The organism is Bradyrhizobium sp. 2S1 (assembly GCF_011516625.5).
In the GTDB taxonomy this organism is placed as follows: Bacteria; Pseudomonadota; Alphaproteobacteria; order Rhizobiales; family Xanthobacteraceae; genus Bradyrhizobium; species Bradyrhizobium septentrionale.
In genome coordinates this window covers 4,991,385-5,005,788 of sequence record NZ_CP147717.1, presented here as the reverse complement: position 1 = coordinate 5,005,788, position 14,404 = coordinate 4,991,385, and the positions used below count along the sequence as shown (strand labels likewise).

The following is a 14,404-nucleotide window of genomic DNA, read 5'->3' as shown; positions in this document are numbered from 1 at the left end:
GGGGTGATTAAGGCCCGTAACTCGCACAGCACGCGCCTTGTAGTTCATATCGCTTACGGGCCGCGTAACGCTGGCCGAGATCGCGGTATGGCAGCGGTGATTTCGCTGACTAGGAGCTTGTCTGGATAGTCGCTGTTCAAATCTGGTCGGGTCTGATTCAACATTGGGCGATGAGCAAGTATTTTCGGCCTTGGAACATCGATCAGACGCTGCTTCTGCCGCCGAATGTGCAGGACTTCGTGCCGAAAGGCCATGTCTCGCGGTTTATGGTTGATCTGGTGCGGGAGAGCCTCGATCTCAGGGAGATCATGGGCAGCTATGTGAGCGGGCTTGGGCAGCCGCCGTTTGATCCGCGGATGATGGTGGCGCTGCTGCTGCATAGCTATGCGAGTGGGCTGTATTCGTCGCGTCGGATTGCCAAGGCCTGCCGGGAGCGGAACGATTTTGTGATGATCGTGGCGCTGGATGCGCCGGATTTTCGGACGATCAGCGACTTTCGCAAGCGACATTTGAAGGCGCTCGGCGCGCTATTCGTGCAGGTTCTGAAGTTGTGCGAGACGGCCGGGCTGGTCAAGCTCGGTCATGTCGCGCTGGATGGTACGAAGATCAAGGCGAACGCGTCGAAACACAAGGCGATGAGTTATGAGCGCATGAAGAAGCGCGAGGCGGAATTGAAGGCCGAGGTCGCTCGCATGCTGGCGGCCGCCGAGGCGGCGGATGCCTCGGAGGATGAGACTTTCGGCAACAGCGACGAACTGCCGGACTGGACCGTCGACAAGCAGAAACGGCTGGCGAAGATCCAGCAAGCGATGGCGGCGCTGGAAGCGGACGCCAAACTGGCGGCGGAGGAAGAGCGCCGCATCGAGGCCGAAAAGGAACAGCAGCGCCAGGCCGAAGGCCGCAAGAAGCCGGGCAAACCGGCGGCGCTGCCATCGGAGGAACCCAATCCCAAGGCGCAACGCAACTTCACCGATCCGGAAAGCCGCATCATGAAGTCGAAGGATGGCTTCGTTCAGGCCTATAATGCCCAGGCGGCCGTCGATGCACATGCCCAGATCATTGTCGCGCAAGAACTGACCCAGCACGGCAGCGATCAGGGCCAGTTGGTGCCCCTGATCGAGGCCATCGAGAGCAATCTTGGCCGCAAGCCGCGGCAGGCCTCAGCGGATTCCGGCTACTGCAGCGAAGCCAATCTCGAAGCGCTCGACACACGCAGCATCGATGGCTATGTCGCGCCCGGACGCGCCAAGCACCCGACAGTAGCGAACGGAAAAGTCGGCGGCCCGCTGACACAGGCCATGCGAAAGAAGATCGACGATGGCGGCTTCGAAACACCCTACCGATTGCGAAAGCAAGTGGTGGAGCCGGTGTTCGGGCAGATCAAACAGGCAAGAGGCTTCCGCCAGTTCCTGTTGCGGGGCATCGAGAAAGTGCGCGCCGAGTGGACAATGATCTGCACCGTCCATAACCTCCTCAAGCTGTTCAACCTCGCAAACGCAGCCTGAGCCTGCTACTCTACAACAAATGCCCGTCACGAAAACATATCTGGACGGGCTCCTAGAGCTTCGAGAATCGTCACCATGGACGATTCATGTTGTTGTCGCGCGATCCGCGTCCGATCTGAGACGTCAATGTCGCGAACCCCACGTATGACTTCAGGGTTCGCCAACGTCACCAAAGATGCAATGGCACGTCGATTGCTTCAGATGCGACGTATTCCGTTATGTCGATGACGGTTCGCAGCCCCTTTTACGGTTCAGATGGGACCTCATCCGATTGATTCAAACTAGTGCTTTGATGGAGCTGTCGCGTGGGTCGTACGGCGCGATTTAGCTGGGATTCTGCGGTGCTTCTCCCGGTGGGCAGGTGCGCCTTACTGAGTTCGTGGAGTGGATATGCGTGATCGCTCGCGCCGAATCTTAATGCTTACCATCGCGGGTGTTATTGCGACTGCTTGCGGCGTTGTTGCGCCTGCGAAAGCATGGGCGCAAGCCTTCATCTACAATGAGCACCAATCGCGAGCTACCCGGCCGAAGGTGCTCGGCGGCAACCACATGCTCGTTCAGGCGACCGAGGTCGATTACGACTACAACAACAGCCGCATCTCGGCCGTCGGCAACGTGCAGATGTTCTACAACGGCACCAGCGTGGAGGCCGACAAGGTCATCTACGACCAGAAGACCAAGCGTCTTCATGCCGAAGGCAACATCCGCATGACCGATGCGGAAGGCAAGATCACCTACGCCAACATCATGGATCTCAGCGACGACTACCGCGACGGTTTCGTCGATTCGCTGCGCGTCGATACCGAAGACCAGACCCGGATGGCGGCGACCCGCGCCGATCGGTCCAGCGGCAATTACGCGGTGTTCGACTACGGCGTTTATACCGCCTGCGCGCCCTGTAAGGATGATCCGAAGAAGCCGCCGCTCTGGCAGGTCAAGGGCGCGCGCATCATCCATGACCAGACCGAGAAGATGCTCTATTTCGAGAACGCCCAGCTCGAATTCTTCGGCGTTCCGATGGCGTATCTGCCCTATTTCTCGACGCCCGATCCGACCGTGAAGCGCAAGAGCGGCTTCCTGATGCCGGGCTTCACCTCGTACACGGCGTTCGGCTACGGCGTCGAAATCCCCTATTATTGGGCGATCGCGCCTGACATGGACGCCACCTTCAATCCGCGCATCACGTCGAAGCAGGGCGTGCTGTTCCAGAGCGAATTCCGCCAGCGCTTGGCGGACGGCTCCTATCAGATCCGGCTCTACGGCATCGACCAGCTCGATCAAGGCCAGTTTGCCGGCCAGCCCGGCGATCGCCAGTTCCGCTGGGGCGTCGACACCAAGGGGCAGTTCGCGCTGAACGACAAATGGGTCTGGGGCTGGGACGGCGTGGTGCTGTCCGACTACTTCTTCATGTCCGACTACCGGCTCGCCCAGTACAAGGACCCGTTCGGATCGTTCCTGTCGCTGCCCACCGAGGCGATCTCGCAGCTCTATCTGACCGGTGTCGGCAACCGCAGCTACTTTGACGCGCGCGCGATCTACTACCTCAGCTACTCGGGCAACCAGAACCAGGTGCCCGTGGTCGCCCCCGTCATCGACTACAACAACGTGATCAACCGCCCGGTCCTGGGTGGCGAAGTCAGCTACAAGATGAACTTCGTCAACCTGACCCGCGAAACCGCGGTGTTCGATCCGATCACGACGATCGCCAACACCGCTGGCCTGTGCAGTTTGACGTCCGCCGATCCGCTGGCCCGGACGCCGTCGCAGTGCCTGCTGCGCGGCATGCCGGGCACCTACACCAGGCTGACGGCCGAGGCGCAGTGGCGCAAGTCCTACACCGACCCGCTCGGCCAGATCTGGACGCCGTTCGCCAGCATCCGCGCCGACGCCATCAATGCCGACGTCTCGAATCAGCCGGGCGTTTCCAACTTCCTGCCGGTCGGCGACACCCAGACGATCCGCATGATGCCGACCGTCGGCTTCGAATACCGCTACCCGTTCATCAATGTGCAGCCGTGGGGCACGACCACCGTCGAGCCGATTGCGCAGGTCATTATCCGGCCCGACGAACCCAATGCCGGCAAGCTTCCGAACGAGGACGCACAAAGTTTTCTATTCGACACCAGCAACCTGTTCGCGGTCGACAAGTTCTCCGGCTACGACCGCGTCGAGGGCGGCGGCCGCGCCAATGTCGGCGTGCAGGCCACCACGCAGTTCGATCGCGGCGGCAGCGTCAAGACGATGTTCGGACAGTCCTACCAGATGTTCGGGCTGAATTCGTTCGCGGTCACCGACATGACCAACACCGGTGTCGACTCCGGCCTGCAGAACCCGCGCTCGGATTATGTCGCGAGCGTCGCCTATTCGCCGAACCGCACCTATACGTTCAGCGTGCGCTCGCGGATGGATGAGACAACCTGGAACATCAACCGGTTCGAGGCCACGGCGAGCGCGAATTTCGACCGCTGGTCGGTCGCCGTGACCTACGGCGATTATGCAGCGCAGCCGGAACTCGGCTACCTGACGCGCCGCGAAGGCATTCTCACCAGCGGATCGGTCAAGGTGGCGTCGAACTGGGTGGTTCAGGGCGCTGCGCGCTGGGACCTTGAAGCGAACAAAATCAACCAGTACGCGTTCGGCGCGGGCTATGTGGACGACTGCTTCGTGCTGGCAGCAAAATACGTAAGTTCCTACAATTACTCTGTTGGTTCGGCACCGCCCGTGCTGAACAATACATACCTGCTCACTATCGGTCTACGAACGATCGGGGTAAATTCGGTCAGTTTTTGAGCAACGGCGTTACTGCTAAAGAGGAACAGTTCACAATGTGGCCTGGTAAAGCACACTGCTTCTTCACGGAAACACAGCCTGAATCGAGATAGTTGGCATATCTGTTACTCCGCGCCACACCTCGCTCGCACGCTTCACCGGCCCGAGCTGCTTGAAGCTGCCGTCAGAAAGCAATTATGTGCAGCCCTGGCAGGATCGCTGAACTCTGGAATAGCGCCAGCAAGACACATCATGCTGTGTGTCCGTTGTCAGATGATTTGAGACTGATCAGGCGTTTCGAGAAGGGAGGCTCTGGCTCATCAGGGGTTAGAGTCTAAGCAGCCTGCAGTTGATGCTGCAAGCGGCGGTTTGCGATGGTGTCGCGCTTGATGCATCTTCGCGCTGCGAGGATCGCCTTGGCTCTGCCGATATATACATCGGCTGGTGTGAGGTTGTCGATGCTCTCATGATAGCGAACTTGATTGTAGTGTTCGACGAAGGCCGATATCTGCCGTTCGAGATCACCAGGCAGGTAGTAGTTGTCAAGCAGAATGCAGTTCTTCAGTGTCTGATGCCAGCGCTCGATCTTTCCCTGGGTCTGGGGATGGTACGGAGTCGCCCGTTAAGAAGCTTCCAGGCGACTGATCTGGAATCGTAATTTGGCTGGAATGACGTTCTGAGATTGCAAGGTTTTGGTGTTTTGTGCATCGGAAGCTTGCAATTTCGTTTTCGAGATTCCCTCGACGGGCGAAGCATGATTCCCTGTCCGCATCGGAGGGCACGATGCGGCCGAAGAAGCACAAAACGACGGGAGCGAACGATTTTTTCCGGGCGCGGCTCGACCAGATCATCAATCTGAAGCACGAGCTGGTCCGGCTCACCGGCAAGATCGATTGGGACTGGATCGACGGCGAGATCGCGCCGCTCTACAGCGAGAACGGCCGGCCGGGGATTGAGACCCGCTTCGTGATCGGGCTGTTGTTGCTCAAGCACATTTACGGGCTGTCCGATGAGGGGGTATGCGAACGCTGGGTCCACGACCCGTATTTCCAGTACTTCACTGGCGAAGAGTTCTTCCAGCACGCATTCCCGCACGAGCGCTCGGACCTGAGCCATTGGCGCAAGCGGCTCGGCGACAGACTGGAACTGCTATTGGCCGAGAGCCTGCGGGTGGCGCACGACGTCGGCGCGTTACGCGGCAAGGACCTTGAGCGGGTCACGGTCGACACCACGGTGCAGCCGAAGGCCATCACCTTTCCGACCGATGCCAAGCTGCTGCATGCGGCGATCCAGGGGCTCAACCGCCTAGCGAGGAAGCACGGAGTGCGGCTGCGGCAATCCTATTCTCGGATCGCCAAGGCCACCGCGATGATGGCGGGACGCTACGCCCATGCCAAACAGTTCAAGCGGCACCAGCGGCAGTTGCGCATCCTGCGCAGCCGCCTGGGCCGGATCATCCGCGACATCCGCCGCAAGATCGAAGGCCAGGATGCGCTCGAAGAGGCGTTCGCACTCCCGTTGAGCCGGGCCACGCAGATCCGCTCGCAGCAGCAGCGCCAGCGCGGCTGGAAGCTGTATTCCTTCCATGCCCCCGAGGTGGAGTGCATCGGCAAGGGCAAGGCCAGCGCGCCTTACGAGTTCGGCGTGAAGGCTTCCATCGTCACCAACAACCGGCCTGCTCCCGGCGGCCAGTTCGTGCTGCACGCCAAGGCGCTGCCCGATAACCCTTACGACGGTCACACCCTGCGGGACGTCATCGACCGAACCGAGACACTCACCGGCTGCGCGATCCAGTGCGCCTTTGTCGACAAGGGATACCGCGGCCATGACGCACAGAACCCGCGCCGCGTCTTCATCTCCGGCCAGAAGCGCGGCGTCTTCGGCACTATCAAGCGCCAGCTGCGGCGCCGCTCCGCTATCGAGCCCGTGATCGGCCATTTGAAGGCTGACGGACACCTCGGCCGCTGCTACCTCAAAGGCCGCGCCGGCGATGCCGCCAACGTCATCCTCTCCGCCGTCGGTTACAACTTCCGCCGCATCCTCGCCTGGCTAAGGGCTCTTTGGTACCTCTTCCTGGCTGCCTTCTTCTCAGTCACCAGCCACCGCACACCACTCAAATCGGCTTCTTAACCGACGACTACGGAGCACCGCGCACATGCTGCATGCCCTTCTGGTCGAGCCACTTGGCCAGATCGTCCGCCACGTAACTCGAACCATTGTCGCTGAGAAGCCTTGGCCGGTGCGCGACGGCGATGTGGTCAAGGCCGGATGCAGCGAGTGCCTGGTCGAGCGTGGCCGTGACGTCGGAAGCGCACATGGTCGGCCAAGCCTCCAGCCACGATGTAGTGCGAGAAGTCGTCAAGCACGGTCGCGCTTGGCCGGAAGATGCGATTGCTCGACCAGCTGGATGATCTCGGCCTTCTCGGAGGCGGGATACCTCATGCCTCGTCTCATCTGTCACCCGACAGGTGAATGCGAAGCATTCACCGATAGGGCCCGTTCATGCTTTTTTGAGCAGACGGTTCTCTAGGATCAGATCGGCTACGGCCTCCTTCAACGCGGTAGCCTCCCGGCGGAGGTCTTTCACCTCGCCGGGAGGTCGCAGCTCGCGCCGTGCCGTCGGTCAAGCGGCGCTTACCGGGTTTGAGGAACTCCTTGGACCAGCCGTAATACATCGAGGCCGCAATGCCTTCTCGGCGGCAGAGCTCGGAGATGTTCGCCTTGTCACGCAACCCTTCCAGCACCATGCGGATCTTCTCCTCCTCCGAATAACGCCGGCGGGTCTGTCGCCTAATGTCCGTTAGAACTTGTTCTGCCGAGCCTTGCCCGGTCCGGATTTCTGCTTCATCTTCGCTCCTGGTGGCTACGATGAACCAGAAATCCTCCCCCCGCAAAATCCCTCTGTTTGTCTCACAGGCCCTGACGGCGAACAGGGTCTATTGCCGTCGCAGCTGTTGCTTGCGTTGTTCGTGAACATCGCTCCGGTACTCTGGCCGTAGCTGTTACGGATCAGAGTTGAGCCATATTGGTTGGTCCAGATTCAGGTGGGTTGAGCATTTTCTGGGCAGCCAATAGCAGATCGATGCCACGTAGTGCGTCAGTTTCCAGATTTCTTGAGACATCGTCGGATCCATGTGATCCGAAATAGGAGAACCATACAACCGATTTTGGACGACGTGCGTTGATGCACACCTTTCAAAGCGGAACCCACCATGACGGTGATTCCTAAAGCTCGTCGAGGCCGTTCTAGTTCCAGGTTGGTCTGTTCAACAATTTCCGGAAATCTGCCTTTTGCCGATGGTTGCTTTGTGTCTTATCTGCCACAAAAGACCTCCGAGGCACCTGCCAGAAATGGTAGGCCGTCCCGCTCGCTGAGCATGTTGCGAATGCACGCCGACGACGTCACGGTCACAAGAGCGCGCCCGCGCGGAGGAATTCAGAGGCATAAGAAAGAGGGCGCGCTAATACCTATCTGAGCGACCAAGGGTTCCTCGATCGACCGTGCGATGTTATGCGCCGTAAGCTGGTAGCTCCGCCTTCTCGCGTCCGGCAACCTTCGCAAGCCGACCACCCGAGAGGAAGTTAGGCGGGCGCCAATATTGAAATGAGCGAATCTGCGCCAGATTCGGGCAGGCAAGTTAGCTGCAACCTGGTGTCGTCGTAAAAGATGACCTTTCGACTGTTCAGCACGATGTCCGCTCTCCCCCCGTAAACCAAAACGAATGACGTGCTGGGGATTAACGCGCAATACTCACCATATCGTCTTACCCGCGGATGGTAGCTGTGATCACGCAGACGATGTGCGGGGCATGGGTTACGAGGCCGGTACCAACCCTCGAGCCATCTGACGGCACGCCCATGGCTTGAAACGAACGTGGCGTTAGATTGTACGATCAAAGGAGGTTGAGGAAAGTCGTCAGTTGTCTCACGACCTGGAGGCGCACAGATGTTTCAACTCGCAACGAGCGGCCTGTTTATCTGTTGCGTAGGTGTCGCCCGCCATTTCGTCCGGAGTTTCGAATGATGTCCGCCTCTTGGAGAGCCACTCGGCTCGCGACGCGCCTTGCATTCTTTGTCGCCGGTTTTGGCATGGCGGGCTGGGCGCCGTTGGTGCCGTTCGTTAAGGAGCGGCTGGCTGTCGATGACGGCGTCCTCGGCTTTCTGCTGCTCCTTCTGGGGATTGGTTCAGTTGTCGCGATGCTATTGACCGGATTATTGAGTGCGCGTTGCGGCAGCAAACCAATCATCTTAGCCGGCGGATTCGGAGTTGCGCTCCTCCTGCCGTGGCTCGCCGTTTTCAGTACACCCGCTGCGCTAGGAGCTGCGCTGGTCGGCTTCGGCGCCTCGCTCGGCTCGATCAGTGTATCAGCGAATATCTATGCGGTAGAGGCGGAACGTGCTGCGAAGCGTCCGCTGATGTCGGGCTTTCACGCGCAATTCAGCATCGGCGAATTTGTTGGTTCCGCCGCGATGACCACATTGCTCTGGCTGGATATCGAGGCGTTTTCGTCAACCTTGATCTGCTCGATCATCGTAGTTTGCGCCATGATGCTGATCTGGCCGCGATTGCCCCGAAGCGCTCAGGCACAGCATGGGGCGCTATTCGTGGTGCCGCGTGCCATCGTGCTGCTGCTCGCGGCGCTAGCGGGGATCATGTTTCTCATTGAGGGGGCGATGCTTGATTGGAGTGCCTTGCTGCTCGTGGAACGTGGCCTTGTCCCGAAAGCGCAGGGCGGGCTCGGCTTCATGCTGTTCTCGATCGCCATGACTGCCGGGCGCCTCGGTGGAGATTCCGTTGTGGCGCGCCTCGGTGACCGCACAACACTGGTGTTAGGCAGTTTATTGGCGGTCGCGGGCTTCGCACTTCTGCTTTGCGCGACAAGTGCAACCTTCGCCATAGCAGGCTTCCTGCTTATTGGTTTGGGTGCATCGAACCTAGTCCCGATCCTGTTCCGGCGGGCTGGCGCGCAGAAGGTAATGCCTCGCGGCCTCGCGATTGCAGCGATCACCGCAGTTGGTTATGCCGGAATCCTCGTTGGACCGGCGGGCGTGGGCTTTCTCGCCAAGCTCGCTGGATTGCCGATCGCATTTGCGATATTGGCGGCCCTCATGTGTCTGGTCACGCTGTCAGCGCGCAGTGTGACGATGGAAACACGGTGAGAGAGGCACGCGGCGAGGTGCACATGCGCAACTGGGCGGGCACCACTTATCGTTGGAGCCGCCGAGGAAGAGAGCCGGCCCCGGAATTCTGCACAGGGCGATAAGTGGAGTTTCTGGCTGACAGCGGGCACGCTGTGCCTGCGAATCAGGAGCGACAATGAGCAGAAGAACACGCCGGAACCACACACCGGCCTTCAAGGCGAAGGTGGCGCTCGCCGCCGTGAAGGGCGATCGAACGCTGGCTCAGCTTGCCGAGCAGTTCGACGTCCACCCCAATCAGATCACGGCGTGGAAGGCTCAGCTTGAAAGCAAGGCCGCCGATGCGTTCGGTCCCGGCGGCGGCTCCGGAGCGGAGCAAGCAGCCATCGACGTGAAGTCGCTGCACGCCAAGATCGGCGAACTGACGCTGGAGAACGATTCCTAAGAAACGGCAGCATCTACTTTCGGCTCCAAGGGATGGAGAACAAAGCCGAATGCCTTGGCACGCCGATGCAAATTGTTGACCACTCGCGTCCGGTAACGCGTCTCGTAGGACGAGGCCCCGGGATCGACATAGTCCATTCCGTATCGCACAGCATTGTAGAACAGAACTGCGATCTTCCGGGCCGTGGCGGTCACGGCCTTGGCCTTGCCGATGCGCGCTGAGAGCCGTCTATAAAAGGCGCCGAGCGCAGTGTCTGTACGACCCACGGTCACGGCAGCAAGGCGCAGAAGTGCCGCCGCTCGGCCGCCGGATCGGCGCGTTCGGGACGAGAGCATTTTGCCGCCGGAGACCTTGTTGCTCGGCGCCAGTCCCAGCCAGGAGGTAAAATGCTTTGCACTTGGCCACGAGGAGAGGTCGTCGCCGCATTCAGCGATCAGCTTCAGCGAGAGGTAAGGACCGAGGCCGTCGATCGCGGTGAGGTCCTTTCCGAGCAACGCGAACAGCGCCTCGCGGACATCGAAAGCTGGAGCGTTCGCCTGATCGGTTCGATTCCGACGCCGCGAGACCCGCGGCGCTGATCCGTGGCCATGCCCCCGATGGAAGCTCAGTTCCTTCAACACGGCTTCAATTCGGGCGTCGCAGGCAGATGCCTTCTCGTGGTAGGCGTCGTAAAGCGCAAGTGCCTGCTCGAGCGCAAACAGATGCTCGGCGCGGTAGCTTCCGGTGAGCGCCTTCGCGATCGTCTCGGCGCTGGAGCGGCAACTATAATGGCGCAAGCACGCCAGCGCCTCAGGATCGCGCTCGCCGGCAAGGATCGCCCGTATGATACGCAGGCCGGTCACGCCGGTGATGTCGGTGACGACGTGGTGCAGCTGAAGATTCATCTCCGTCAAGGCCTTCTGCATATGCTGGATGTGTGAGGCCGCGTACTCCAGCAGACGCTCGCGCTGACGCACGTAGGCTCGCAGCTCGGCAATCTGCCCTTTGGGCCGAAAGCTGGCCCGCAGCAACCCGAATGAATGGAGCCGCTGCAGCCATTGCGCATCGCTGACATCGGTCTTGCGCCCCGGCACGTGCTTGGCATCGCGCGCGTTGACAAGAAACACGTTAAATCCCCGGGCATCGAGAAGCTCGAAGATCGGAATCCAGTAGACGCTGGTCGATTCCATGACGACAGTCTCGACGCCGCATTCAGTAAACCAGTCGACTAGCCGATGCAGATCAGCCGTGAAGGTACCGAAGCTGCGGACTGGCTCCGGTGCGCGATCTGCCCTCACGGCAGCCATGTGCATAGTCGCTCCGACGTCGATGGCAGCCGCGTCCGGGTGCACCATCTGCATCTTACCTCCGTTCCTCGACTTCGATCTTTTGGGGTTCATCTCTAATCCTCCTGCTGACGGCGGCGGAAGGGCTGGGCTGCGCTATACGTCAGATTCCTAAACGGGATCGCCGGATGGCGTCACCACTCTCAAGTGCGCGACAACCCATGGACCAGGTTTTTTAACGGGGTCACGTGCCACCAAAATCGTATCGGCCGCTCCCTCCCGGTCGGCAATCTAGCGCCGGTCCGTTTCTATCCCACAGGGGGAGCGCATCGCCGCGCATAGTTTTTTAGAAGGAGCGCTCACCAAGGCGGGATTGCTGAGCGCAAAGCGATGATCGACCGTGAGCACGAGCTGTCGATCACCAGGCAGGCGGAGGCTTTGAACATCAGCCGCGGCAGCGTGTACTACCTGCCGCGGCCGGTGCCGGACGCCGACCTTGCGATCATGCAGCGCCTCGACCGGCTGCATCTGGAGTTCCCTTTTGCCGGCTCTCGCATGTTGCGAGGGCTGCTGGCTGCCGATGGGTGCAAGATCGGCCGTCGGCATGTGAAGACGTTGATGCGGCGGATGGGGATAGAAGCGCTCTATCGCCGTCCACGCACGACAAAGCCCGAGCCGGGCCACAAGATCTACCCGTACCTGCTGCGCGGGATGGAGATCACGCGGCCGAACCAGGTGTGGGCGATGGACATCACCTACATCCCGATGGCGCGAGGCTTCGTCTATCTGGCGGTTGTGCTCGACTGGTTCAGCCGCCGCGTGCTGTCGTGGCGCGTATCGATCACCATGGAGGCGGCGTTCTGTGTCGCGACGCTTCAGGATGCCCTGGCTCGTCACGGCAAGCCGGACGTCTTCAATACGGATCAGGGCTCGCAGTTCACCGGACAGGCTTTTAACGGCGTGCTCGCCGACAACGGCATTGCGATCAGCATGGACGGCAAGGGAGCCTGGCGGGACAACGTGTTTGTCGAACGGCTATGGCGCAGCGTCAAATACGAGGAGGTGTATCTGCGGGCCTATGACAGCGTCAGCGAGGCCCTCGCGTCGATCGGCCGATACCTCGACTTCTACAACGGTCGGCGCCCGCATTCGAGCCTTGACGGCGTCACCCCCGATCAAGCCTACTTCAACCCGCTGCCACTCCGCTTGGCAGCCTAACCATGGCAGAGGCTCCACTTATCGACGCGGAAAATCTGTTCAGACAACCGGAGCCAGCTCAATGCTCAACCGTCCGCTCGAAGCTGGAATGTTGCAAAGTCGACTTGGAAGTTGGCGAACTGAGAAATGGACCCGCGGAGCGGGACCGCTTGAGCCGGTTTGTTAGTTGGAAACTGACCGCTCCTGATTACTTCCTATCACGCTGCCAGAGACTCTGTCTGCTGCTGTTGCTGGGGCATGTGGTCAACGCGTCAGCGTTGTCCACCATGTCCACAGCCTTCGCGGCCTGCATCCGTTCGCGCCAGACCGCCATCGGCGTGCGATAGCCGAGCGCCTGATGAAGGCGACGATCGTTATAGAAGGCGATCCAGCTCGCGACCCCTGCCTTGGCCTCGCGGCCGTCGGCATAGCCCTTGAGATAGATGTCCTCATGCTTGAGCGACCGCCACAGCCGCTCGATGAAGACGTTGTCCATCCAACGACCGCGGCCATCCATGGAGATCTTGATCCCTGCGCCCGCCAACGCGCCGGTGAAGGCCGCGCTGGTGAACTGGCTGCCTTGGTCGGTATTGAAAATCTCCGGCCTGCCGTACTTCGCCAGCGCCTCTTCCAGAGCCGCCACGCAGAACGAGACGTCCATCGTGTTCGACAACCGCCACGCCAGAACCGCACGGCTCGCCCAGTCGATGATGGCGACGAGATAAAGAAAGCCACGGCCGATGGGCAGATACGTGATGTCGGCGGCCCACACCTGGTTCGGCCGGTCGATCGTCATGTTGCGCAACAGATAAGGATAGATCTTGTGGCCCGGCGCCGGCTTCGTCGTGTTCGGCTTCGGTCCCAGCGCCGCGATGCCCATCTTGCGCATCAACCGCTGCACGCGCTTGCGATTGACCTGAAGCCCCTCAGCCTTCAGCATTGCGGTCATTCGCCGCGAGCCCAGGAACGGCCAGGCGATGAACAGCTCGTCGATCCGCCGCATCAGGGCAAGGTCGTTGTCGTTGGCCGGCCGGGGCGGCCGGTAGACCCCGAAGCGCGCGATGCCAAGCAACAGGCATTGCCGACGGATCGACAGCGCCTTGTCGGCGCGATCGAGCATTCCTCGACGGTCCGGCGTGCTCATCTTCCGGACCTCCGCGCTAAAAAATCGCGCTCGACCGTCAGTTGTCCAATCTTGGCGTGCAGCTTCTCGATCTCGCGTTCGCGCGTTTCCTCGCTCTCGCGCCCGACACCCGCATCAAAGGCCCGCGCCGCCTGGTCCAGCAGTTGCTTCTTCCAGGCATAGATCTGGTTCGGGTGAACCTCATAGCGCTGGGCCAGATCGGCCACCGTCGCCTGCTCCCGCACCGCTTCCAGCGCAATCTTTGCCTTCAGTGCCGCGTCGATCTTGCGTCTCGTCTTCGTCGTCATCATGCCCTCCGTCTATCAAACGGAGCGGCCCTTTTCCAACTTAACCTCTGGTCCCAAAATCGGGGTCCATTTCACTGGTCGTGGTTCACGACGATGACATTGATCCAATCACCTCACGGCCCGGAATCATTAGCCAACGTCTGATTTTTCATTAGACCGCGTCGGATTGGATACCTGTCCGGAAGCTCCACGAGCAGTTAGCTGGCGCACTGTGAAGAAGCGAGTCATTTGCTCCTCTCCTCTTTGGCACGCGAGTTGCTGAGAGACTTATCGGCTTGGCCGTCTAATTAACCCCGGACAGTATGAGCCGGCGTAGCAAACTTGGCGCGGGTGGTTGCCTCCAGCTGCCCGCGTCTCTTTCGTAGTCCCAGGCCACTGTTTCGGGAAAAGCGACGCCGTGGAATTGGTTCCATGAACGCGATAGAGGCGCTCATACGATAGTCCTGGGGGAAGATCGCAAACAGCCCAGCCCTTTCCGCGATTGCGAAGCTCGAATTAACTAGGCCGCCACCTACACGGCGTCCAAAAAACAGGCCCTCTACATAGGCTGGAGCTGAGATGGCAGCAGGATGGATAGCTTCGATCGGCGTCGTCAAAAACGACAAGCTCCGATCTGTCACTTACGCCTTGCGATGGCTGATCAGGCGGAAGCC

At 60.3% G+C, this 14,404-nt stretch carries 6 protein-coding genes and 4 pseudogenes; 6 read left to right on the top strand and 4 right to left on the bottom strand.

What is annotated here, in order from left to right; translation table 11 throughout:
- Nucleotides 1-170: 170 nt before the first annotated feature.
- Both HAP54_RS23645 and HAP54_RS23640 read left to right on the top strand, forming a co-directional pair.
- A complete protein-coding gene (locus HAP54_RS23645; protein WP_166202952.1) occupies nt 171-1,505 on the top strand; it encodes an IS1182 family transposase in 1,335 nt (444 codons plus the stop codon).
- Nucleotides 1,506-1,922: 417 nt separating this feature from the next.
- Complete coding sequence (locus HAP54_RS23640; protein ID WP_224741812.1) at nt 1,923-4,295, top strand: LPS-assembly protein LptD; 2,373 nt, start codon at nt 1,923-1,925, stop codon at nt 4,293-4,295.
- A 313-nt stretch (nt 4,296-4,608) separates the two neighbouring features.
- Here the strand turns inward: HAP54_RS23640 and HAP54_RS23635 are convergent.
- Nucleotides 4,609-4,896, bottom strand: a pseudogene (locus HAP54_RS23635) (integrase core domain-containing protein); the annotation flags it as partial.
- 161 nt (nt 4,897-5,057) lie between these two features.
- Between HAP54_RS23635 and HAP54_RS23630 the strand changes: the two are divergent.
- The gene (locus HAP54_RS23630; protein WP_166297067.1) at nt 5,058-6,404 is read left to right on the top strand and encodes an IS5 family transposase; all 1,347 of its coding nucleotides are present in this window, start codon (nt 5,058-5,060) and stop codon (nt 6,402-6,404) included.
- A 10-nt stretch (nt 6,405-6,414) separates the two neighbouring features.
- Here HAP54_RS23630 and HAP54_RS23625 read toward each other — a convergent pair.
- A pseudogene (locus HAP54_RS23625) lies at nt 6,415-7,122 on the bottom strand (transposase); the annotation flags it as partial.
- A 1,172-nt stretch (nt 7,123-8,294) separates the two neighbouring features.
- On the opposite strand from HAP54_RS23625, the gene HAP54_RS23620 reads away from it, so the two are divergent.
- Nucleotides 8,295-9,434, top strand: a complete 1,140-nt coding sequence (locus HAP54_RS23620) for an MFS transporter (RefSeq protein ID WP_029085173.1) — start codon at nt 8,295-8,297, stop codon at nt 9,432-9,434.
- 157 nt (nt 9,435-9,591) lie between these two features.
- Nucleotides 9,592-9,852, top strand: a pseudogene (locus tag HAP54_RS23615) (transposase); the annotation flags it as partial.
- 2 nt (nt 9,853-9,854) lie between these two features.
- On the opposite strand, the gene HAP54_RS23610 reads toward HAP54_RS23615, so the two are convergent.
- Nucleotides 9,855-11,237 carry an IS110 family transposase gene (locus HAP54_RS23610; RefSeq protein WP_166298319.1) on the bottom strand — a complete coding sequence of 461 codons (1,383 nt, stop codon included), beginning with the start codon at nt 11,235-11,237 and terminating at the stop codon, nt 9,855-9,857.
- 228 nt (nt 11,238-11,465) lie between these two features.
- On the opposite strand from HAP54_RS23610, the pseudogene HAP54_RS23605 reads away from it, so the two are divergent.
- Nucleotides 11,466-12,341: pseudogene (locus tag HAP54_RS23605) on the top strand (IS3 family transposase); the annotation flags it as partial.
- Nucleotides 12,342-12,528: 187 nt separating this feature from the next.
- Here HAP54_RS23605 and HAP54_RS23600 read toward each other — a convergent pair.
- A protein-coding gene (locus tag HAP54_RS23600; RefSeq protein ID WP_224497277.1) for an IS3 family transposase occupies nt 12,529-13,751 on the bottom strand; the annotation gives its coding sequence in 2 pieces (ribosomal slippage) (nt 12,529-13,475 and nt 13,475-13,751; 1,224 coding nt in all).
- Between the last annotated feature and the right edge of the window lie 653 nt (nt 13,752-14,404).

Excerpts from the sequence above, each read along its gene's own strand:
- HAP54_RS23645 (WP_166202952.1), top strand. The coding sequence starts at position 171 with ATGAGCAAGTATTTTCGGCCTTGGAACATCGATCAGACGCTGCTTCTG.
- HAP54_RS23640 (WP_224741812.1), top strand. The coding sequence starts at position 1,923 with ATGCTTACCATCGCGGGTGTTATTGCGACTGCTTGCGGCGTTGTTGCG.
- HAP54_RS23630 (WP_166297067.1), top strand. The coding sequence starts at position 5,058 with ATGCGGCCGAAGAAGCACAAAACGACGGGAGCGAACGATTTTTTCCGG.
- HAP54_RS23620 (WP_029085173.1), top strand. The coding sequence starts at position 8,295 with ATGATGTCCGCCTCTTGGAGAGCCACTCGGCTCGCGACGCGCCTTGCA.
- HAP54_RS23610 (WP_166298319.1), bottom strand. The coding sequence starts at position 11,237 with ATGAACCCCAAAAGATCGAAGTCGAGGAACGGAGGTAAGATGCAGATG.